General features: G+C 29.1%; 22 protein-coding genes and 1 tRNA gene. 8 read left to right on the forward strand and 15 right to left on the reverse strand.

Features of this window, described 5'->3' with window-relative positions; genetic code table 11:
• The first annotated feature begins 25 nt into the window (after positions 1-25).
• From QZ306_RS05960 to QZ306_RS05970, 3 genes are all read left to right on the forward strand, one after another.
• On the forward strand, positions 26-799 hold the full coding sequence (locus QZ306_RS05960; RefSeq protein ID WP_295162105.1) for an EFR1 family ferrodoxin: 774 nt from the start codon (positions 26-28) through the stop codon (positions 797-799).
• 132 nt (positions 800-931) lie between these two features.
• A tRNA-Ser gene (locus QZ306_RS05965) sits at positions 932-1,017 on the forward strand.
• Positions 1,018-1,034: 17 nt separating this feature from the next.
• Positions 1,035-1,715, forward strand: coding sequence for a flagellar biosynthetic protein FliO (locus tag QZ306_RS05970; protein WP_295162107.1), 681 nt, complete (start codon positions 1,035-1,037; stop codon positions 1,713-1,715).
• Positions 1,716-1,742: 27 nt separating this feature from the next.
• Here QZ306_RS05970 and QZ306_RS05975 read toward each other — a convergent pair whose 3' ends face one another.
• Together QZ306_RS05975 and fliS are read right to left on the reverse strand one after the other, a co-directional pair.
• The gene (locus tag QZ306_RS05975; protein ID WP_295162109.1) at positions 1,743-2,477 is read right to left on the reverse strand and encodes a protein kinase; all 735 of its coding nucleotides are present in this window, start codon (positions 2,475-2,477) and stop codon (positions 1,743-1,745) included.
• A gap of 7 nt (positions 2,478-2,484) precedes the next feature.
• Positions 2,485-2,937 (reverse strand): flagellar export chaperone FliS, encoded by a 453-nt coding sequence (gene fliS, locus QZ306_RS05980; protein WP_295162111.1) that lies wholly within the window; start codon positions 2,935-2,937, stop codon positions 2,485-2,487.
• Positions 2,938-3,104: 167 nt separating this feature from the next.
• Here fliS and QZ306_RS05985 point away from each other — a divergent pair, with 167 nt between their 5' ends.
• From QZ306_RS05985 to QZ306_RS06000, 4 genes are all read left to right on the forward strand, one after another.
• A complete protein-coding gene (locus QZ306_RS05985; RefSeq protein ID WP_295162113.1) occupies positions 3,105-3,926 on the forward strand; it encodes an aldo/keto reductase in 822 nt (273 codons plus the stop codon).
• Between the two features lie 87 nt (positions 3,927-4,013).
• Positions 4,014-4,730 carry a 5'-methylthioadenosine/adenosylhomocysteine nucleosidase gene (locus tag QZ306_RS05990; protein ID WP_295162115.1) on the forward strand — a complete coding sequence of 239 codons (717 nt, stop codon included), beginning with the start codon at positions 4,014-4,016 and terminating at the stop codon, positions 4,728-4,730.
• 96 nt (positions 4,731-4,826) lie between these two features.
• The gene (ptsP, locus tag QZ306_RS05995) at positions 4,827-6,578 is read left to right on the forward strand and encodes a phosphoenolpyruvate--protein phosphotransferase (protein WP_295162117.1); all 1,752 of its coding nucleotides are present in this window, start codon (positions 4,827-4,829) and stop codon (positions 6,576-6,578) included.
• Positions 6,579-6,584: 6 nt separating this feature from the next.
• On the forward strand, positions 6,585-8,027 hold the full coding sequence (locus tag QZ306_RS06000; protein ID WP_295162119.1) for a hypothetical protein: 1,443 nt from the start codon (positions 6,585-6,587) through the stop codon (positions 8,025-8,027).
• Between the two features lie 80 nt (positions 8,028-8,107).
• Here the strand turns inward: QZ306_RS06000 and QZ306_RS06005 are convergent, their stop codons facing one another.
• From QZ306_RS06005 to QZ306_RS06015, 3 genes are all read right to left on the reverse strand, one after another.
• On the reverse strand, positions 8,108-8,971 hold the full coding sequence (locus QZ306_RS06005; protein WP_295162121.1) for a hypothetical protein: 864 nt from the start codon (positions 8,969-8,971) through the stop codon (positions 8,108-8,110).
• 16 nt (positions 8,972-8,987) lie between these two features.
• On the reverse strand, positions 8,988-10,400 hold the full coding sequence (locus tag QZ306_RS06010; RefSeq protein WP_295162123.1) for a fibronectin type III domain-containing protein: 1,413 nt from the start codon (positions 10,398-10,400) through the stop codon (positions 8,988-8,990).
• A 184-nt stretch (positions 10,401-10,584) separates the two neighbouring features.
• Positions 10,585-11,292: a thioesterase family protein gene (locus tag QZ306_RS06015; RefSeq protein ID WP_295162125.1), complete on the reverse strand. Its 708-nt coding sequence runs from the start codon at positions 11,290-11,292 to the stop codon at positions 10,585-10,587.
• A 117-nt stretch (positions 11,293-11,409) separates the two neighbouring features.
• On the opposite strand from QZ306_RS06015, the gene QZ306_RS06020 reads away from it, so the two are divergent.
• Entirely contained in the window at positions 11,410-12,354 is a 945-nt protein-coding gene (locus QZ306_RS06020; RefSeq protein ID WP_295162127.1) for an alpha/beta hydrolase, read from the forward strand.
• A gap of 15 nt (positions 12,355-12,369) precedes the next feature.
• Here the strand turns inward: QZ306_RS06020 and pgeF are convergent, their stop codons facing one another.
• From pgeF to QZ306_RS06070, 10 genes are all read right to left on the reverse strand, one after another.
• Positions 12,370-13,086 carry a peptidoglycan editing factor PgeF gene (gene pgeF, locus QZ306_RS06025; RefSeq protein WP_295162129.1) on the reverse strand — a complete coding sequence of 239 codons (717 nt, stop codon included), beginning with the start codon at positions 13,084-13,086 and terminating at the stop codon, positions 12,370-12,372.
• On the reverse strand, positions 13,079-13,315 hold the full coding sequence (locus tag QZ306_RS06030) for a hypothetical protein (protein WP_295162131.1): 237 nt from the start codon (positions 13,313-13,315) through the stop codon (positions 13,079-13,081). The genes pgeF and QZ306_RS06030 overlap by 8 nt, the downstream gene beginning before the upstream one ends.
• Positions 13,316-13,455: 140 nt before the next feature.
• Entirely contained in the window at positions 13,456-14,544 is a 1,089-nt protein-coding gene (leuB, locus tag QZ306_RS06035) for a 3-isopropylmalate dehydrogenase (RefSeq protein ID WP_295162133.1), read from the reverse strand.
• A gap of 5 nt (positions 14,545-14,549) precedes the next feature.
• Positions 14,550-15,041, reverse strand: coding sequence for a 3-isopropylmalate dehydratase small subunit (gene leuD / locus QZ306_RS06040; RefSeq protein ID WP_295162135.1), 492 nt, complete (start codon positions 15,039-15,041; stop codon positions 14,550-14,552).
• A gap of 24 nt (positions 15,042-15,065) precedes the next feature.
• Positions 15,066-16,313, reverse strand: coding sequence for a 3-isopropylmalate dehydratase large subunit (leuC, locus tag QZ306_RS06045; RefSeq protein ID WP_295162137.1), 1,248 nt, complete (start codon positions 16,311-16,313; stop codon positions 15,066-15,068).
• A gap of 38 nt (positions 16,314-16,351) precedes the next feature.
• Positions 16,352-17,848 (reverse strand): 2-isopropylmalate synthase, encoded by a 1,497-nt coding sequence (locus QZ306_RS06050; RefSeq protein ID WP_295162139.1) that lies wholly within the window; start codon positions 17,846-17,848, stop codon positions 16,352-16,354.
• Positions 17,849-17,922: 74 nt separating this feature from the next.
• On the reverse strand, positions 17,923-18,918 hold the full coding sequence (ilvC, locus tag QZ306_RS06055; RefSeq protein ID WP_295162141.1) for a ketol-acid reductoisomerase: 996 nt from the start codon (positions 18,916-18,918) through the stop codon (positions 17,923-17,925).
• A 46-nt stretch (positions 18,919-18,964) separates the two neighbouring features.
• Positions 18,965-19,492 (reverse strand): acetolactate synthase small subunit, encoded by a 528-nt coding sequence (gene ilvN, locus QZ306_RS06060; protein ID WP_295162143.1) that lies wholly within the window; start codon positions 19,490-19,492, stop codon positions 18,965-18,967.
• 32 nt (positions 19,493-19,524) lie between these two features.
• Positions 19,525-21,198: a biosynthetic-type acetolactate synthase large subunit gene (ilvB, locus tag QZ306_RS06065; protein WP_295162145.1), complete on the reverse strand. Its 1,674-nt coding sequence runs from the start codon at positions 21,196-21,198 to the stop codon at positions 19,525-19,527.
• Positions 21,199-21,321: 123 nt separating this feature from the next.
• A complete protein-coding gene (locus QZ306_RS06070; protein ID WP_295162147.1) occupies positions 21,322-21,471 on the reverse strand; it encodes a hypothetical protein in 150 nt (49 codons plus the stop codon).
• Positions 21,472-21,572 lie beyond the last annotated feature (101 nt).

The following is a 21,572-nucleotide window of genomic DNA, read 5'->3' on the forward strand; positions in this document are numbered from 1 at the left end:
AACTATTTTTAAGCAAAGGATATATATGACAGGAATATATTTCAGCGGCACAGGAAACAGCAAATATTGTATTGAATATTTTTTAAGCAAATATTCAAAAAATCAATATAATATATTTTCTATAGAAGAGATTAATAATAAAAATATAATCAATAATATTAATGATGATTATATTATTATTGCCTACCCTATTTATTACAGCAATATGCCTAGAATATTAATAGAATTTATAAACAACAATAAAATTTTTTTTAATAACAAAAAAATTTTTATAATAGTTACTATGTCTATGTTCAGCGGAGACGGAGCTGGAATATTAGCTAGAATACTAAAAAAATACAATGCCGATATAATAGGTTCGCTGCATCTAAAAATGCCTGATAATATAAGCGATATAAAATATTTATGTTCTAAAACAGAAAAGAATATTAATATAATAAATAAAACCAAAATAAAAATAGATAAAGCCGTAGAATTACTTAATTTAGGAAAAGCTCCGAAAGACGGATTAACATTTATAAGTTTTTTACTCGGATTATTATTACAAAGATTATTTTTAGGAAATAGAATTTATAAATATAAAGATAAGTTAAAAATAAATGAAACTTTATGCATAGGCTGTAAAAAATGCATTAATATATGCCCTATGCATAATATTTATATTAATCATAATAATAAGGCAAAAAACAAAAATAACTGTACTTTATGTTATAGATGTATAAACGAATGTACATCAAAAGCTATTACTATGCTTGGAAAAAATGTTTTTAAGCAGTATAAAATAAATGACTGTCTGTAGTATTTAATAAAATAAAAAAATATTATTTAATTTATAATAAAAAACAGATAATATATTTACATAATAATTAATTTTAATATAAACTTGACTAAAAATAATATTTATGTTATCATAATACAAATATGTAATTTTGGAGAGATGCCCGAGAGGCCGAAGGGAACAGTTTGCTAAACTGTCGTAGGCAACCCCTACCGCGGGTTCGAATCCCGCTCTCTCCGCATTCATCGGTTCATATATGATTAAAAAACTTTCTATTATATTCTTAATTATTACTGCGGCGGCTTTTCCGCAGGAAGAAAATACAGAAACTAATCAAACAGCTAATAATGAAGCTGTTCAGAATACGGAAACTAATTTTTTTAATATGCCTTTGAATAATACCAATAATGCAGATGAACCTGCAATATTACAGGATATCAAAAATATTCAAAACAGAGCAGAAATAAATAGCGGCTGGATGTTTATAAGAGCTGTAATCGGATTTATAGTTACATTAGCAGGTATATACATATTATTTATATACTTAAAAACTAAATCCAAAAAAATATCGGGGTCTGCAGATATAATTAAAGTTCTTGCCACTACTCCCGTTGCATCCAATAGATATATATCCATTGTGGAAATTATTGAAGATATGTATTTAGTTTCTATTTCAGACCATAATGTTAATTTGCTTTCAAAAATAGAAGATAAAGAAACTAAAGATCAAATAAAAATGATGTATATCAATTCTAAAAACAATGTAATAGACGACAGCTTTAAAAACATACTAAATCAGACATTATCAGTATTAAAACAGCCTAAAATAAAAGAAAAAGATCCTCTTAAAACTACTTCTGAAATAAAAGAAAGACTTCATAATCTGAATTCCGATAATGTATCAGCTTCAAGTAAAGAAGATAATAAAAAAGTATGATAAATACATACTATCTAATGAATATATTTAATATTTTATCATATTAGTTTGATTATAATTTATTAAAATATAAGAATGAAGTCTGCCGTCATTTCCTTTATAAACATTCATATTGATTGGATCTACCTCCCATACTCTGTCTACAACAAAGTTATAATAGTAGCTTCCGGGTTCAGGTCTTAAAGTTATTACCCATAAATTATTTGAATAAATCATAGGATATCTTAAGCTGTCAAAACCTAATTTATCTGAGGTAAACATAACTTCTTTTGCAGTGTTATTACTGTAAAAAAATGTAACAGTGCCGTCAGAATTATAAATAGGATTCTTTTCATAAAAACCTATATCATTAGTTAAAACAAAATAGCTTACAGCCTGATTATTATCATCATATTCCGTATTTGTATTAACAGGATCATTAATCCAAACACCATTAACTCTGTATCTGTAGAAATATTGTCCCTTTTTTAAGGGAGACTGCCAAAGATAATAATAAACTCCGTAAGAACTTTTTATAAGCGGTATGCTGTCCTCCCAATTATTAAAATCACCCGATACTTCAACCGAATCATAATTTTCAGCAAAAGTAAACAATATTCCGTCATTTATGATCCTAGGAGGCATAACATCTTGTATATTATAATACCTCAAAATTTCCAGTCTGTTCATTCTAGCTTCATATTGTTCTATAGTTTCAGTATCTTTATCCTGACAGGACATAAAAAATATAGAAAAAATTAATAATATGCTTATTTTTCTCATAGTTTTATTAACCCGTTATATTTAATTTACTTTCACTGTCATCTTTTTTAGCCTGAGATGAAATTTTATTATCAGTATTTCCTTTAGACATCTGCTCTTCAACGCTTTCCCAAGCAGTTTTAAGTTCTTTAAGATATCTTATTACTTCCAATAAAGGAGGTTTGGTTTTTGATATATTTCCTTCTGTAAGCTTTTGATTCATATATGTGTATATAGAGGCTAATCTATTGGCTATATCTCCAGCCTCATAGTTAAGAGAAGATAAAAGTTCATAAATAATTTCCTGAGCCTTTAATATATTATTATGAGCTTCTTCCTCTCCATGCTTTTTATCTATAGCGGCGCATGAAGTTTCTAAAAATTTAATTGCTCCGTCATAAAGCATCACAATAAGCCTATTTTGAGAAGCGGTGCTTACATCAACCTTTTTATATTTTTCATAACCGTTATTAGCTGCCAATTGCATACCCCCATACATTATTATGTTAATTGTTAAATATTATCGGAAAATGGTAAAAACAATAAAACATTTTTTAATATATAAAACAAATAAAAAAATATAGATGTAATAATATCTATTATAACATATAATAAAATTAATACTATAAAATAATTAAGGAATAAATTATGATTAAAGTAAAACTGAATAACGGTATAGAAATGCCTATATTAGGTCTTGGAGTATATAATATTACAGATAAGGAAGAGCTGTATAATACGGTTAAATGGGCAATAGATGCTGGATACAGAAAATTTGACACAGCGCAATTCTATAATAATGAAAAAGAACTTGGAGAGGCTATAAGAAAAACTGGAATAAAAAGAGAAGAGGTATTTATCACTACAAAAATATGGAATACAAAACAGGGATACAATTCTGCTAAAAGATCATTTGAAGAAAGCTTAGAAAAATTAAATACCGACTATGCAGATTTAGTTCTTATACATTGGCCTGGACAAAAAAAAGACAGATATTTAGACACCTACAGAGCATTAGAAAATATATATCAGAATCAAAAGGCAAGAGCAATAGGATTAAGCAATTTTGAAATAAAACATTTAAAAGATATATTCGCTCACTGCAATATAGCTCCTGCAGTAAATCAGATAGAAAGGCATCCGAATTTGCCTAGAAATGAGCTTATAGATTTCTGTAAACATCATAATATAATTGCGGAAGCTTGGTCGCCTCTTGGAAGAGGAAAATTACTTAATAATAAAATAATAAACCATATAGCAGGCAAATATGATAAAACAGCGGCTCAGATAATACTAAGATGGGATATAGAAAAAAATATATCTGTAATACCTAAATCGGTTAATAAAAATAGAATAGAAGAAAATATAAATATATTTGATTTTGAATTAGATAAAGATGATATAGGAAAAATTAATGCATTAGAAAACGGAAAAAGAATAGGACCTGATCCTTCGGTTTTTGATTTTTAATATTTATAATAAAAAAGTTTATAAAAATATACTTTTAATGTATAATAGTTTAAATTACTTTAATTATTTTTTTAAGGAGATTATTTTATGCCGGAAATTAAAAGAATTGCCATAATAGGAGCTATGGATTCTGAAATAACTAATTTTAAGGGTATGATTGAAAATATAGAAGAAGTTGAAGCAGCTGATATTACATATTATAAAGGCATATTATGCAAAAAAAATATAGTTCTTCTGAAATCTGGTATCGGAAAAGTTAATGCCGCTGTTGCAGCAACTATAGCCATAGAAAAATTTAATGCAGAAAAAATAATATTTACAGGAGTTGCAGGTTCTGGAAATCCAGATTATGATATATCGGATATAGTTATTTCAAAAGACTTAATTGAACATGATTTTGATACAAGCGATTTAGACGGAGATGAACTTACGGTATTAGTAAAAGGATATGATAAAAATTACTATCCTGCCGATTCTTATTTAATAAAATTAGCAAAAGAATCAGCTGAAAAAGTTATAAAAGAAAATAAAATATATGTGGACACAATAGCCACAGGAGATCAATTTATAGGTAATAATCAAAAAGTTAAAGAAATACATAATAAATTCAAAGCCGGAGCTATAGAGATGGAGGGGGCAGCTGTGGCTCATGCAGCTTTAATGCATAAGATACCTTTTGTTGTAATACGTTCATTATCTGATAAAGCCGATAGTGACGCTGCAATAGATTTTCCTAAATTTGTTGTAAAATCTGCACAAAATTCTATGAAAATAGTTGTAGAAATGCTTGAAAATATGCAGTAATATATATCTTTTATTTTATATATATTACTATTGAAAATATTTTATATTCATAATATAATAATCTTAATTACAAATTAACATAATATCGGAGAATATATGTCTGATAAAAGAACGATATTAAATGGAAACGGAGTCGGAGATGATATGGCTATAGGAAACTCTTTTCTATATGTCCCTTCATTAAGCACTCCGATATATAAAATAGAAGAATCCGACATTGATAAAGAATATAAAAGATTTGATGAAGCTTTGGAAAAATCTGTAAAAGAAATAGAACAATTACAAATAAATGCGGACAATAATATAAAAAATATTATGTCAGCGCATATACTGATGCTTCAGGATAAAGTTATAATAAAGCAGGTAAAAGAAGAAGTAAGAGAAAAACTATGCAATATAGAACATATTTATGACAGCATAATTTCAGGATATTTGGACAAATTATCGTCAATAAGCAATAAAATGCTTTCAGAAAGAAGCTATGATATTGCTGATATAAAATCAAGACTGATAAGAAATATGATACAGCCTAATTTTATAAACTATTCCAATGTTCCGAAAAACAGTATAGTAATAGCAAAAACTTTAACTCCAAGCGATGTATTAAAGTTCAACGGCATAGGAGTATTAGGATTTATAATAGAAAGCGGAGGATATACTTCGCATGCGGCAATACTTGCAAAATCATTTTCAATTACAACAATATTCAACATAGCCGATATATCAAGCAAAATAAAAAACGGAAAAAAAATAATAGTAGACTGCAAAAGCAATATAGTGATAATGAATCCTAATGAAAAAGATATTTATAATTATACTATATTAACTGAAAATTTAAAAAAATCAAAAGAAAAAGATATATTAGACGCTAAAGAAAAGGCTTTAACAAAAGATAATATTGAAATAAAAATAAATGCAAATATAGACATACCTGAAGAAACAGAAAATTTATTAAAATATTCAATAGACTCTATAGGCTTATACAGAACGGAATTTTTATATATATTTTCAGGAGAAGAAGCTGTATATAAATTGCCTGAAGAAGAAACACAATTTGAAGTATATAAAAATATAGCATCAAAAATAAAAGGCAAAGTAATAATAAGAACTTTAGATATAGGCGGTGATAAAATATCATCTGCTTTGGGATTAGACTTTAAAGAAGATAATCCTTTCTTAGGCTGGCGTGCTATAAGATTCTGCCTGCAAAATAAAAAATTATTTAAAGATCAGATAAAAGCGCTTCTTAGGGCTTCTTATTACGGCAATATAGAAATAATGATTCCTATGATAAGTACTTTGGAAGAAATTACTGAAACTAAAAACTTTATAGAAGATATAAAAAAAGAATTAAGAAAAGAAAATCAAAATTTTAATGAAAATATAAAAATAGGTGTTTTAATAGAAACCCCGTCAGCAGCTGCAATTATAGATTTAATAGTAAAGGAGGCAGATTTTATATCAATAGGCTCTAATGATTTGGTTCAGTACATAATGGCATGCGACAGAACTAATGAAAAATTAATGTACTTATACAATCCTATAGACATATCCGTATTAAGAACTCTAAAAAGAGTAATAAAAACCGCATATGAAAATAATAAGCCTATTACATTATGCGGAGAAATGGGGAGTGTACCGATGTATACGCCTGTTTTACTTGGGCTTGGAATAAGGGAGCTTTCTATGTCTGTAACTTCTATTGCTAAAGTAAAAAATATTATTAGAAATATAAGCATACAGGAATGCGAAAATCTGGTAAGCGAAATGCTTGACAAATGCAGCAATGATTTTTCCAAATCAATTTTAGACAGTTTTTTAAAAAAAATAAATATGCAAAAGGTATAAAAAGTTATGAACAAAAAATTATTGAGTATTGTCATATTAATATCCGTTATAATTCTAAGTTCCTGCAAAGCGGCAAATTCAATGAATGAATACAGAAAACTAAAAACTATAGAAAATACGGAAGATTACGGACCTTTAATAGACTTTCTAAAAACACTGCCTAAAACAGAAAAAGAAAATTCTCAGTCTCCATATAATGAATTAACAACATTCATTACTGGAAGAAATCAGATATTATCGTCAAATTATAAAGAAGGATTTGAAACTCTTGCAAGATTTATATTCACCTACCCTTCAAGCTATTATGAGAGCGAGGCTTCCTATTTATTTGGTCAGGCATTGATATATATGGTTGAAAATGATCCTCTGTATATAGAAGAATTTTATACTAAATTATTGTATGAGGGTATAGTTGAAGGAGAGGAAAACAATAATGATAATGTTGCAAACTTAAACGATTCTTTAAAAAAAATATACAGCCAAATGGGAATTATTGTAAAAGACGGACAATACTCTTTTAACGGATATACATTTGACAGAATACTTCAAGATGAAGAAAGCGTATTTCCTTTAAAAGATTTTGCCTATTATTTCAGCATAAGACATAGATTCTCTAATATAATAAATGAAAATGATAAATCTAAATTCATCACAAACATAACATATATAAAAAGATTCTCAGACAGATACAGAACCAGCATATTACAAGACAGCATATTAAATAATAAATCATATTTTCCTGACAATCTTCCTTTTACTTTAACTGCAAATGAAAAGAAAAATTATGAGGATATGAAAAAAACTATAGAAAAAAGAATAGAAGATATAAGACCTCAATTTGAAGATGAATACTATGTAATAGGAAACGGCATAATAATAAGAGACAGAATACCAGCTGTTGCATCAGGAACAGAAAAAGAACTATATAAATTATATAATTATGATTTTGTAACTGTATTAAATAAAACTAATGTATATAATGCTAAAGAAAGAGAGAGAGAAGATTGGGCTTTAGTAAAATATGATACATACTACGGACCTATAATAGGATGGAGCTATTTAAGATATATGACAAATAATATACAGAATATGGAAGATGCATTTAATAATTATAAGTCGGCTATGAACTCATATAAAAATTATGATTATCTGAAAGCATCAGATTTTTTCTCTTATATACTGAATAATCCTAATACAAATTATTTGACAGATAAATCGGTTTATTTTCTATGGAAAGTTAATAATAAAATAGGAGAATTGGTAAGTTCTAAAAATAATCCTTACTATAAATATGTATTGGATTATCCTAAATATTTTTATTATAATACTAATAATAATGTGCTTCAAAGCTCTACTTTATTATATAACTATCTGGTAAAAATACTGCCTACTAATCCATACAGATTTGTTATAAGCGGAGACAGCGAAGCGGAATACAGCGTAGATTAATAAAATAATTTTATTTAATATTTATTTTTTATAATTACTTAATTTATACAAGCATATAAATATAATCAAATATATGAAGCTTATGAAATGAATACTTGTTCTTCATAATATTCTTTAGCCATAGAATAAAACTCAGCAGCCTTCTCATAATTTCCTTCTATAAATTCAATATTTCCCAAATGAAAATAATCGCTTGAATTAGGATTTTCTTTTATTTTTTTGCTGTATTTAGCTTTGCTTTCTTCCAAGTTAGGATAATTATCTTTTAAGCTTTTGCTTCTGAGATTTTTAAGAGCAAGAATTTCTGGAGTGTCTGCAGGATACATAGCTAAAGCCTGCAGATACATATTTTCCGCTTTTTTATAATCTTTAATCTCATGAAGACAAACACCGTAATAATGATAATCATTATGATCAGCCAATTTATTATCCACTAATATTTTATAAAAATTCATAGCTTCTTTATAAAGACCATTTCTAAAAAAATAATTAGCCATATAAACTAAAGCAACCCTATCTTTATTATTTATTTTAAGTACATTCTTAGCCGCTTCTAATCCCTTATCCTCCTCTTTAAGAACAGTGCATAATGATAAAAACTCATAATAAGGATTAAGATCAGATGAACTGTACAAGGTAATGCCCTTTCTATAAAGTTCAAAAGCATCTTCAAGTTTGCATTCTTTTTTTGCTATAGTTCCCAAAATAAAATATGCTTCAGCCGCCATCCAATATTCTAGGAAAGTGTTTAAAAATATTTTAGCATGCTCATAATCGCTGTTTTCAAATAGAGAAACTGCAACCTGTAAATATGCTCTCATATCATCTGAAGTGCTTAATCTCATACTTCTTTTCAAAGCCTCAATAGCTTCTTCATTTACTCCTTTCTTTAATAACTCTTCGGCAAGATTGCTTAATTTCATTGCTTTAGTATTAGTAGACACAATAATACTCCTTTTTTTAATAAACTGGTCTTACATAAACTTCTTTAGAATAACCGCTCTCTATATTTCCGCCCTCTCCTCCTATAGCAGTAATGGTAAAATAATAAACTTCACCTTCATTTAAGCCTTCCACAACATATTCGCTTTGATTTCCTATTACTATAGGCTTATATTGAGTATCATTATAAATACCCGACTTAGTACCGTAGTAAATTTTATATCCCGTTATATTTTCATGAGAACCCTCCCATTTAAGCATAACAGAACTGCCGTTTACAGCAGAGGCATTTAAATTAATAGGTATTAAAGGCTCTTTTGCATAATGATAAACTATAGAAACATTATTTAATACAGGCGTAATATTTCTATCAACATTGCTCTTTAATACAGATCTTATTTGAATATATCTAGACCTGCCGTCTTTTATTGTATTTGTATTATATTTCAAAGGCTGCCAATCTATATTTAAATCATTAGGAGCAAAATAATAATCTGAAGTTCTATAATATAAATCTATATAGCTTCCGTTAGTAAAATTACCAGCATAATTAATAGAATCTATAAATGTATTTTTATTTTGAAAATCTATAACCTTGCTTATTACCTCTCCATCTATAGTATATCCGTATAAATTAAAATTCTGCTTATAATGAGGCGTAAAATAGAAAGCGTCTAAAGCTCCTATAAAACCCTGCCCCAAATATAAAGGATCTAATTTTATATTCTCAAATTCTATAATATAAGGAGAACCTGAGGCATCTCCTGTACTTGTTAAATATATTATCTGATCTTCAAGTCCGTCTATATATTTTACCAATTTTCCTGTAGAAGCATCAAAACTTACGCTATGATGTCTCCATTCATTTTCTTTCAAATATTCTCCTTCGGACAATATTACATTTGTATAAACTCCGTTATATGAAAATAAATTATTGAATTGCCAAACCAACCTGCCGTTAATAATATTTGCCCTTACACCCGAGTATTTTGTAGCTCCATTATCATTATATATGGTAGTTTTTGACAATACCTGAGAGTTCATTCTTATTCTATAAGGATTTAAGAAAAACTCCAAAGTAAAACTTGTCATCGTATCATAAAAATTATGCATATTATCGCCTAAATAATAATTTATTTTTACATACGACCTAATATTGGGAAATAATATTGCATCTCCTCCATTGGTGCCTGATATATATCTGATATCTTTACTATACATAATACCATGCAGAATACTGGAATCAAATACTGAAGTTCCAGATAAATAATTAATATATATATCATTATTGTTTAATACAAAACTGCCCGATGCATTATTTAAAGTTGTATAATAAATATTATTTGTATCGGAAAATACATCATAAACGGCGGCATTTAAATTAGCCGTAAAATATAAAACAAACGCTATAAAAAAAACTATATAACGCACATTCAAGTCCTAATTATTATATTTCTTTAATAATTATTCGGATATTTTTTAAATTTCATTATCAAAAATATAACAAAATATTATCACACTATAAATTAATATATCATAATAATATTGCAGCTATATATAAGTAAAACTAACAAAAAAAGATTTGTTATAATTTTTTTTGAAAATCAAAAACATATTATAAGCTATAGGAAAACTCTATCAAAGCATAAGTTTTATTATCTTCGCTGTCAAACTTCAATAAAACTTTATTATCAAAATCAGATTTTTTTACAACTATTATATCTCCCAATGCGGCAGGCATTCTGTATTCTATTCTTATTCTTTTATAATAATCTTCCGCATAATACAAAGCCATATCTATATATCTTGCATTATTAACATGATTATTATCATCTATGCAATATTTTCTTACTTTAAATCTGTCAGTTTCCTTAAGTAAATTATTATCAAATTTTATTTTTCTGGACATATAATTCATTTCCTGCTTTTTATCAAATTTAAAATTTTCTATAAATGAAGACGGAAGTCTAATCAAAGCTCCGCTTAATAGATCTACAAATCCGCCTACAGCATAGCAAACAGCAAGTTCATTATCATTTTCATCATATATAAAAGTATTTCTATATCCGTAAGCCTCATTACATTCATATACATAAGTGCGTACTATTACTTTATCTCCGTATTTTGGAAGCTTATATATATCAACTTGTCTTGACACTAAAAACATACTTATATTATTTTCATTAAAATATTTTGTAAGCTCTGTATTGGAATCTAATTGAAAAAAAGAACAGTCCTGCATCATATCAAATACGGATGAGGTTTTAAGAAATCCGTTTTTATCAATTTGGCTTGTACCTACAATAGTTTTCATCTCATACATAAATGATATACCTTTTATTTAATTTTTAATTGATATTATAATACTAAAAATATAATTGTCAAAAAATTAATAATAATATTGCATTTTATATATAATACATTATAATCAGTAAAATATATGAAAGATTTTTTTGAAGAATTTGTAAATATAAACGGAATAAAACAATATTTTATTCATTATTTCAGAAAATCCGATACAACTGTAATATTTCTGCATGGAGGTCCTGCTCAGTCTGAAGCTCATTTTCTTTATAAAACCGAAAATGAAAACAATAATTACAATTTAGTATATTATGATCAAAGAGGAACAGGAAAAACTTATATAAAAAATAAATCATCAGGCAATGAAATTACAATAGAAATTTTAATTGATGACTTAAAAGAAACTATTAATTATATCAGAAATAAATACAAATCAAAATATATAATACTGCTTGGACATTCTTGGGGAAGCGTACTTGGAATAGAATTTATAAAAAAATACAGTAATGAAGTTTCCGCTTATATAGGCATAGGTCAGGTTGTGGATATTAAAAAAGGCGAGAGAATAGCCTATGAACATTGCTTAAATATAGTCAGGCAATCAGAAAATAAAAAATATATAAATAAAATGAATGCATTAAAAGATTATCCGTATTGCATAAATAAAGATAATGCATATAAATTATTAGGAATATTCAGAAACATACAAATAAAATACAGATTGGCGGGATACAATAAGGGTGTCTTAAAACTGCTTAATATAATATTCAAAAGCCCTATATTTTCTATAAATGATCTTTTTGCACCTATACTATCTTTAAAAGCAAATAAAAATTTATTAAACTATTTAATAGATTACAGTACTTATAATTTTCTTAATTTTGATATACCTATATTTTTTATATGCGGTATGAATGATTGGCAGGTACCAAGCGTATTAGCAAAAGAATATATTGATAAAATAAATGCCACAGATAAAGACTGCTTTTTTATTCAGAATGCAGGACATTTATTAAATATTGAAAATACAAAAGATTATTTAGCTGCATTAAATATAATATCAGACAGAATAAAATATTAACTAAAATATTATATATTATAATAAAACAGCAAGCGTAAGCATTCTTCCTATCTGAACACCGTCTCTTCTATATGAATAAAACTCTTTATCGTGTGTATTAAAACCTGATATTTCAATATTATTCTCAGAGATCCCCAAAGAAAGCATTTGATCTTTTATTTCCAAACCATTATCAATATGCCACCTATTATTAATTATACTCTTATTCTTAAAATAAATAGCCACTTCATCTCCTACTTCATAATCTTTTAATGCTATATAAGGAGCAATATAAGCATACATTTTATCAGGACAGGCATTATATTCTTTTATCATTAAATTAATAGTTTTTGCCGTAATGTTCTGAGCTGTTCCCTTCCAGCCTGAATGAATAGCCGCCATAGATTTAGTTTTACCGCAGTATATAATAACAGGAGCGCAATCAGCCGTCTGTACAACTAAAGGAGTATTCTTAAGATTGGTTATAAGGGCATCTGTATTTTCAACAGCTTTTTCTCTTCCGCCGAATAATTTAATATTATTTTCATCTATTTTTACTATATTTTCCTTATGAACCTGATGCATAAATATGGATTTATTTATGTCTAAATTAATATAATTAAAAAACTCTTCTTCTTTATTTTTTCTGTATTCTAAAGTTACATTTTCAGCTTCAATATCAGTGCCTTTAGACAATACGGCTATATATATTTTTTTACTGTTGTTTTCGGAAGGATAAAAAACATTAAGCATTCTTCAGTCTTTTAATCTCTTCTTCTAACTCTTTTACTTTAGCTGTCAATTCTTTAGTCTCATTTCTGGACTGCTCCATAATATTTTCATATAAAACAAAAAATTTTTTAGCATAGTCTAACTTCTGTTTTAATTGGCTTATCTCTTCTTTATAAACATCTATTTTAGAAGAAAGCAGTTTATTATCTTCCTGAAGTTCCAAAATAATATCATTATCTGTATATTCCACTTTTCTACAAGTCCTATAATTATAAAATATATAATATCTATTATGTACATTATAAATAAATTGTCAAGTATTATTATATAATAATACAAAAATTATAAAACTTATAAATGATAATCTTAAAAACTAATTCTAATTACATATTATATATTAGATACTATTATATCACCCATTTCAGAACATTTAACCTGCTTATATAAGCGAGCCGTCATATTATATTTCGGCATAATATCAGAGGTTCTATATCCTTCATCAAGAGCCCTGTAAACAGCATTTTCAATATCTTCAGCTTCTTTAATTCCATCAAAAGAATATCTGAACATCATAGCAAGAGAAAGTATAGTGCCGATAGGATTCGCCAAATCTCTGCCTGCAATATCTGGAGCCGAACCATGAATAGGTTCATACATTCCAAAAGCATTGCCGCAAAGACTTGCAGAAGGTGCCATACCTATAGAACCGCTTATAATACTTGCCTCGTCGGAAAGTATATCGCCGAACATATTTTCGGTAACTATAACACCGAATTGAGACGGATTAGAAACTATCTGCATAGCTGCATTATCAACATACATATCATTATACTGAATATCGCTGTATTCTTTTGATAAATCATTCATAATTTCACGCCATAATCTTGAAGTATGAAGAACATTAGCTTTATCAACCGAAGTCAAAGATTTTTTTAATTTTCTAGCAATATCAAAAGCCATTTTTCCTATTCTTATTATATCTGTTTCGCTATAAAGCATAATATCCGAAGCCTGTCTTACTCCGTTAGTAATTTCAATTTTATGATCTCCGAAATATATTCCTCCTGTAAGCTCTCTTACAATGATAAAATCTATCATATCTTTACATATACTTTCTTTAAGAGGAGAAGCATATTCTAAAGATTTTAATATTTTTGTAGGTCTTATATTAGCATAAAGATTAAGTTCTTTTCTAAGCTTTAATAATCCTTTTTCTGGTCTGTTTTCTAAAGCTACACTATCCCATTTAGGTCCTCCTACAGAACCAAGCAGTATGGAATCGGATTTTTTGCATTTTTCCAAATTTTCATCTGTAAGAGGAACTCCATATTTATCAATAGAAACGCCCCCCATATCAACATATTCTAAATTAAACTTATGAGAATATTTTACGGCTACCTTATTCAGCACATCAACAGCTCTGTCAATTATTTCAGGACCAACTCCGTCTCCTTTAATAACAGCAATATTTTTTTTCATAACTATTATCCCCTATAATTTTTTATAGAATTTAAAAGCCCGTTAGAATTAATTATTTTTTTAATAAACTCTGGAAAAGGCTCGGCTTTATAACTTTCATTTTTTGTTATATTTGTTATTATGCCGTTATCAAAATCAACTTCAACATAATCGCCGTCATCTATTTTTTTACTCGCCTCATCGCATTCCAATATGGCAAGCCCTATATTAATAGAATTTCTATAAAATATTCTAGCAAAAGAAGATGCTATGACACAGGATATACCAGACTCTTTAATTGCAATTGGAGCATGTTCTCTTGACGACCCGCATCCGAAATTATATCCTCCTGCAATTATATCTCCTGATTTTACTTTATTTACAAAATCCCTATCAATATCTTCCATACAATGCGCCGCCAATTCTTTATGATCAGCGGTATTTAAATATCTGGCTGGAATAATAACATCAGTATCAACATTATCTCCGTATTTATGAACTAAACCCTTAGCTTTCATATTATTCTCCAAATCATATAATTTTTATTTAGGCTCTGTTATATATCCCGTCAAAGCACTGTATGCGGCGGTGGCGGGACTAGCTAAATATACTTTAGAAGTTTTATCTCCCATTCTTCCTACAAAGTTTCTATTAGTTGTAGCAACGGCAACTTCATCATGCGCAAGTATTCCCATATATCCTCCTAAACAAGGTCCGCAAGTCGGAGTAGATACTGCGCAGCCTGCATCAATAAATATATCTATATAGCCTAATTTTATGCATTCTTTATAAACTTTCTGAGTAGCAGGAATAATTATGCATCTTACATTTTTAGCTATTTTATTTCCTTTTAGAATATCGGCGGCTATTGCCATATCTGATAATCTGCCGTTTGTGCATGAACCTATAACCACCTGATCTACTTTTATATCTTTTAATTCTTTAGCCTCTTTCGTATTTTCAGGCAAATGAGGACACGCAACAGTAGGCTCTATTGCAGATAAATCAATATCATATTCTTTTTCATAAACGGCATCATCGTCTGCATTAAAAACAGTATAATCTCTTTTTACTATTGTATTTAAATACTCTACCGTTTGATTATCAACTTCAAATATTCCGTTTTTCGCTCCAGCCTCTATAGCCATATTGCAAATACAAGCCCTATCATCCATATTAAGAGATGAAACGCCTTCTCCCCTAAACTCCATAGATTTATATAAAGCTCCGTCAACACCTATCATACCGATAATATAAAGTATAACATCTTTTCCAGATACATTATTTTTTAATTTGCCTTTAAGATTAAATTTAACAGCAGAAGGGACTTTAAACCAAACCTCTCCTGTGGCCATAGCGCAAGCCATATCGGTGCTTCCAACACCTGTGGAGAAAGCTCCGAAAGCTCCGTAAGTACAGGTATGAGAATCTGCCCCTATTATAAGTTCTCCAGGTGCAACCAAGCCTTTTTCAGGTAAAAGAGCATGCTCAACTCCCATATCGCCTACATCGTAATAATGAATAATATTATGTTTATCTGCAAAATCTCTGCACTGCCTGCATTGCTCTGCGGCTTTAATATCTTTATTCGGAGCAAAATGATCCATAACCAAAGCTATTTTTTCATTATCAAATACATCAGTAAAACCAAATTTTTCAAATTCATTAATTGCAACAGGGCTTGTTATATCATTTCCTAAAACTAAATCTGTTTTAACCATGATAAGCCTGCCTGCCTCAACCCTATCAACATCTGCATGCGCCGCTAAAATTTTCTGAGTAATAGTCATATTTATATCCTTAAAATTGTATAAGCTTAAAAAAATTATTATAATTTATTTAAACCATTAACATAAGCCCTTAAACTGGCTTCAATAATATCGGTACTTACAGCTCTTCCTATCACTGTTTTATTATCGGAAGCCAATCTTACACTAACCTCTCCCAAAGCATCTTCTCCTTCCGTAATGGCATTGATACTATAATTAACTAATTTAGCCTTATTAGAAGTAATTGAATCTATAGCCCCGAAAGCAGCGTCAATAGGTCCGTTTCCTTTTCCTATACCCTCTACAACATTATTCTCATTATCCATAATAGATACTGTAGCCAAAGAAGATATTGAATTACCGTCATTAACTACAAAACCATTCAGTATATATGTAGGATTTTCAGAATCATTATTTCCTATAAGCAAAGCCTCTATATCAGAATCTGTAACTATTTTCTTTTTATCAGCCAAATTCTTGAATCTTATAAATGCATTTTCTAAATCCTTACCGTCAATATTATATCCTAAAGATTCAGCTCTGTCTTTAAAAGCATGTTTTCCTGAATGTTTTCCAAGAACCATTTTATTATGTGGTATTCCTATATCTTCAACATTCATAATCTCATAGGTGGAGCGTTCTTTCAATACACCATGCTGATGAATGCCAGCCTCATGAGCAAAAGCATTTGCCCCCACTATAGCTTTATTAGGAGCAACAGCCATACCTGAAATTGTTGATAATAATTTAGATATTTTATAAATTCTTTTTGTATTAATATCTGTATAAGCATTATAAAAATCTTTTCTGGTTTTAATACCCATTACAATTTCTTCCAAGCTGGCATTGCCTGCTCGTTCTCCTATACCGTTAATAGTGCATTCTACCTGAGAAGCACCCGATAAAACTGCAGATAAAGAATTAGCTGTACCAAGTCCCAAATCATCATGACAATGAACAGATATATCAACATTATCAATTCCTTTAACATTCTCTTTTAAATATTTAATTAAATCTGACATTTCCACAGGAGTAGTATATCCCACAGTATCTGGAATATTTATTGTAGTAGCACCGTTTTCTATAGCTGCAGAATATGCTTCGGCTAAAAATTCTCTGTCGCTTCTTGAAGCATCTTCAGCTGAAAACTCTATAAACTCAAATTTTGTTTTGGCATAAGAAACAGATTCTCTTATAGTTTCCAATACCTGCTCTCTGGTCATCTCCAATTTATGCTTTAAATGTATATCGCTTGTAGCTATAAATGTATGAAGCATAGGATGTTTGGCATATGCAAGCGCTTCATAAGCTCTGTCTATATCCTTTTTACTGCATCTTGCCAAACTTGCAAGCTTAGCATTCTCTACAACTCTGCTTACCTCTTTTATAGCATTAAAATCGTCATCAGAACATATTGCAAAACCTGCCTCTATAATATCAACGCCCAATTTATCCAATTCTGCGGCTATTTCTAATTTTTCATCTAAATTCATGGTACAGCCCGGAGCCTGTTCGCCGTCTCTTAAAGTAGTGTCAAAAATCTTAATCTTTCTCATTTTTAAAAACCTTATAATATATAAACATTATTTGATTAAAGATAATTCAGATTATAAAAATATATTTGAATAATTTATTTTTTAATCCAGCTCATCAATTTTCTTAATTCCCCGCCAACTTTCTCTAGTTTATGCTCTCTTTCTAATCTTTTAGTAGCATTAAATTTAGCTTTGCGTCCAGCGCCGAACTCCTGAATAAATTCGCTTGCAAAAGTTCCGTCCTGTATCTCTCTTAATACTCTTTTCATTTCTTTTCGGGTTTCTTCCGTTATTATTCTTCTTCCTGTTCTGTAATCGCCGTATTCTGCAGTATTTGAAATAGAATATCTCATCATAGCAAAACCGCCGGAATATATTAAATCAACAATAAGTTTCATTTCATGTATGCATTCAAAATAAGCCATTTCAGGTTCATATCCAGCCTCCACTAAAGTATCAAAGCCTGCTTTCATAAGTTCAGTAACACCGCCGCATAATACAGCCTGTTCACCGAATAAATCTGTTTCTGTTTCCTCTTTAAATGTAGTTTCCAATATGCCAGCACGTCCTGCCCCTATTCCAGAAGCATAAGCTAAAGCATAATCTTTTGCTCTTTTGCTGAAATCCTGATAAACAGCTATAAGACTAGGAACTCCCCTTCCTTCTAAATACTGACTTCTTACTGTATGTCCAGGTCCTTTCGGAGCAACCATAATAACATCTATATTTTTAGCAGGCATTATAAAGCTGAAATGAATATTAAATCCATGAGCAAACATTAATACATTGCCTTCTTTCATATAAGGAGCTACCTGAGAATTATATATATCGGCAGATGCCTCATCAGGTACAAGCATCATCACTATATCGGAAGCCTTAGCAGCCTCTTCAACTTCCATTACTTTAAAACCAGCTTCCTCAGCTTTTTTGCAGTTAGCGCTGTCTTTTCTAAGTCCAACTATAACATTCATACCGCTGTCTTTTAAATTCTGAGCATGAGCATGCCCCTGACTTCCGTATCCGATTACAGCTATAGTTTTATTATCCAGCAAGCCTAAATTACAATCAGCATCATAATATTTCTTTATCATTTTAATTTCTCCTTTTTTATTATATTAATTTATTTTTATATATTTATTAATATTCAAATTTATTTGTTATGTTCATATTCGGAGTATCATCTCCAAGCTGTATAGATGTTACCCCTGTTCTTGAAAGCTCCAAAATATTAAAATCTTTCAATGCATGCAGATAGCCGTCTATAACCGAAGAAGAAGCTGTAATTTCAACTGTCATACTTTTTTTTCCTATATCAAGTATAAGTCCGTTATGGGCATTTGTTATATTACATGCTTTTCGTTTATTGCCGTCATTAATTTCTATTTTTACCAATAATAAATCTCTTATTATGCTGTTTGAATGATCTATTAAATGCACAGAATGAACTTCTATAAGCTTAGATGTATGTTTTATAATTTGGCTTATATGAGAATCATCACCCTCTGTAACAATAGTCATTCTTGATATGCTTGGAACGCAGGTTACGGAACAAGTAATAGTTTCTATATTAAAACCTTTCTGACTGAATAATAATGTTATTCTGCTTAATACTCCTGAACTGTTATCTACAAATAAAACTAAAACCCTTCTTTGATTATTATACATTCTTTACTCCTAAAATAAACAGCTTAATAATTTCAATCTGCTATTATATCATCTATAGTTCCGCCTGAGGGTATCATGGGAAGAACTTTTAAATCTTTATCTATAACACATTCTATCCATACCGGACATTTGCATTTTAAAGCCTCATCAAAAGCATATTCAAAATCTTTTATAGTTTCGCAGTGAAATCCTTTAGCGTTGAAACCTTCGGCTGTTTTCACATAATCCATTTTTTTATTAATATCAGTGCTTGAATATCTTGCTCCATAAAATATAGTCTGCCATTGTCTTACCATACCTAATGTGCTGTTATTGAGTATTATAGTTATAATGGGCAGATTATACTCAACTGCGGTAGCAACTTCATTTAAATTCATATAGAAAGAACCGTCTCCCGTTATATGTATTACTCTTCTGTCAGGCTTAGCAATCTGAGCTCCTAAAGCGGCGCCGTATCCGTATCCCATAGTTCCTAATCCTCCGCTTGTTATAAAGCTTCTCGGTTTTGTATGCCTTATATACTGAACTGCCCACATTTGATGCTGCCCCACATCTGTAACATATATTGCATCATCTTTGGTTTTTTCTCCTATAATATCCATTACTTTACCAGGATATATCCCGTCTTTATTGGTATTTCTTTCAATATCATCTTTAATCTCTTTGGATTTTAAGTCTGATAAATAATCTATCCATTCATAATCTTTTGATCTTTTTACAAGTTTTTTAAATCTGTCCAATACATTATTCAAATCACCTATTATACTGTAATCTACATTAACATTCTTATTTATTTCGCTTCTGTCAATATCTATATGCACTTTCTTAGCGGCGCCTCCAAACTTACCAGTATTCAAAGCCACTCTGTCGCTAAATCTAGTGCCAATAGCCAATATTAAATCGGCTTCATTCATTACTTTATTTGCCGTGGCGGATCCATGCATTCCTAAAAGCCCTAAATTTAACTTTTCATTATATCCAAGCACCCCAGCTCCCATTAAAGTATGAACCGAAGGTATATTGGAATTAATCATAAACTCTCTTAATTTATCACTGGAATCTTTTGCACCACCTCCGAAATATATAATAGGACGTTTAGAATTATTTATTAAATATGCAACTTCTTCTATTATTTTCTCATCTTCTATGCTTATTTCTTCAGCTTTGGGAGTAAATTTATTTTTTGGAATAAATTCTGTTTCTTCAAAAGTTAAATTTTTCGGTATATCTATTAATACAGGTCCTTTTCTTCCTGAAGAGGCTATTATAAATGCCTTTCTTATAGTGTCTGCTAAATCATCAATATTTCTTACTACAAAATTATGTTTAGTTATAGGCATTGTTATGCCAAGAATAAAAACTTCCTGAAAAGAATCTTTACCTATTAAGGCTTCAGGCACATTTACAGTTATGGCGATTAAAGGAACACTATCCATATAGGCAGTTGCAAGAGGAGTTACCAAATTAGTAGCACCTGGTCCGCTTGTAGCTATAACTACTCCCGTTTTTCCGCTTGCTCTTGAATATCCGTCTGCGGCATGACAAGCCCCGACTTCATCTACAGGCATTATATGATCAATTTTATCTCTGTATTTATAGATAGCATCATATACATATAAAGCGGCTCCTCCTGGATAACCGAAAATTTTATCCGCTCCTTCTTCTATCAAAACTTCCATTACTATATCAGAACCGTTTAATTTCATTAAATAACTCCTTAATTTACTTTAAAACTTAAAAATTCTTTAATTAACATTTATATTCATAGAAATATAATTGAAAAAATTTCTTAATTTAGCAACTATACACTTTATTTAAGTTAAAATTTATTATAACAGAATAGTGAGAGAAATTGAAAGAAGAGTATTGAGAGAGAAAAGATTTTGTGAAAATTTATTTTTTTCAGAAAAATTATTATCAGAGTCTTGTTTTATATCATCAAAAACAAGAGGCATATTATTGTAAAATGCTCTATTCATTTTTATTCTCCTTTTATACTTGATACATATTATAATGTTTTTATAAATATTGCAATACTTAAAACAATTTTTTTATCAATTTTTCATAATAATAATAATTG

Source organism: uncultured Brachyspira sp. (assembly GCF_910588665.1).
Lineage (GTDB): Bacteria > Spirochaetota > Brachyspiria > Brachyspirales > Brachyspiraceae > Brachyspira.